The organism is Companilactobacillus sp. FL22-1 (assembly GCF_043951805.1).
Lineage (GTDB): Bacteria > Bacillota > Bacilli > Lactobacillales > Lactobacillaceae > Companilactobacillus.
In genome coordinates this window covers 1-1,798 of record NZ_JBINJY010000027.1, presented here as the reverse complement: position 1 = coordinate 1,798, position 1,798 = coordinate 1, and the positions used below count along the sequence as shown (strand labels likewise).

Here is a 1,798-nt window from a genome sequence, read left to right as displayed (position 1 = left end):
CTCAAAACTAAACAAAGTTTTAACGTTGTGTATTTCCGTTGATGCTAAGCATCATATCCTTAGAAAGGAGGTGATCCAGCCGCAGGTTCTCCTACGGCTACCTTGTTACGACTTCACCCTAATCATTTGTCCCACCTTAGACGGCTAGCTCCCCGAAGGGTTACCCCACCGGCTTTGGGTGTTACAAACTCTCATGGTGTGACGGGCGGTGTGTACAAGGCCCGGGAACGTATTCACCGCGGCATGCTGATCCGCGATTACTAGCGATTCCAGCTTCATGTAGGCGAGTTGCAGCCTACAATCCGAACTGAGATCGGTTTTAAGTGATTTGCTTGCCCTCGCGAGTTCGCAACACGTTGTACCGACCATTGTAGCACGTGTGTAGCCCAGGTCATAAGGGGCATGATGATTTGACGTCGTCCCCACCTTCCTCCGGTTTGTCACCGGCAGTCTCACCAGAGTGCCCAACTGAATGCTGGCAACTGATAATAAGGGTTGCGCTCGTTGCGGGACTTAACCCAACATCTCACGACACGAGCTGACGACAACCATGCACCACCTGTATCCATGTCCCCGAAGGGAAAGACTAATCTCTTAGCTTTTCATGGTATGTCAAGACCTGGTAAGGTTCTTCGCGTTGCTTCGAATTAAACCACATGCTCCACCGCTTGTGCGGGCCCCCGTCAATTCCTTTGAGTTTCAACCTTGCGGTCGTACTCCCCAGGCGGAGTGCTTAATGCGTTAGCTGCAGCACTGAAGGGCGGAAACCCTCCAACACTTAGCACTCATCGTTTACGGCATGGACTACCAGGGTATCTAATCCTGTTTGCTACCCATGCTTTCGAATCTCAGCGTCAGTTACAGACCAGAAAGCCGCCTTCGCCACTGGTGTTCTTCCATATATCTACGCATTCCACCGCTACACATGGAGTTCCACTTTCCTCTTCTGCACTCAAGTTTACCAGTTTTCGAAGCACTTCCTCGGTTGAGCCGAGGGCTTTCACTTCAAACTTAATAAACCGCCTACATTCTCTTTACGCCCAATAAATCCGGACAACGCTTGCCACCTACGTATTACCGCGGCTGCTGGCACGTAGTTAGCCGTGGCTTTCTGGTTGAATACCGTCAGTACGTGAACAGTTACTCTCACGCATGTTCTTCTTCAACAACAGAGTTTTACGATCCGAAAACCTTCTTCACTCACGCGGCATTGCTCCATCAGGCTTTCGCCCATTGTGGAAGATTCCCTACTGCTGCCTCCCGTAGGAGTTTGGGCCGTGTCTCAGTCCCAATGTGGCCGATTACCCTCTCAGGTCGGCTACGTATCATTGCCTTGGTGAGCCGTTACCTCACCAACTAGCTAATACGCCGCGGGTCCATCCAAAAGCGATAGCAGAGCCATCTTTCAAGCTACGATCATGTGAAAGTAGTTGTTATGCGGTATTAGCACCTGTTTCCAGATGTTATCCCCCACTTTTGGGCAGGTTACCCACGTGTTACTCACCCGTCCGCCACTCACTCAAATGTGATTCATGAAGCAAGCTTCAATCATCACGCGAGTTCGTTCGACTTGCATGTATTAGGCATGCCGCCAGCGTTCGTCCTGAGCCAGGATCAAACTCTCATATTAAAAGTTTGTGACTCATAAAAAATTATACTAGCGAATTGACTTCGTTGTAAATCCAACAAATAAATGTTGGCCTACACAATTTAGTGTTAAAACTTTGTTCAGTTTTCAAAGGTCTACCAGCTGATTAAGCGCTTACGCTCATCAGCGACTTAATTATTTTATCAAGCC

The 1,798-nt window shown here is 49.1% G+C and carries 1 rRNA gene; it reads right to left on the bottom strand.

Going from position 1 to position 1,798, the window contains the following annotated elements:
- Window positions 1-63: 63 nt before the first annotated feature.
- A 16S ribosomal RNA gene (locus ACG72T_RS12485) occupies window positions 64-1,630 on the bottom strand.
- Window positions 1,631-1,798 lie beyond the last annotated feature (168 nt).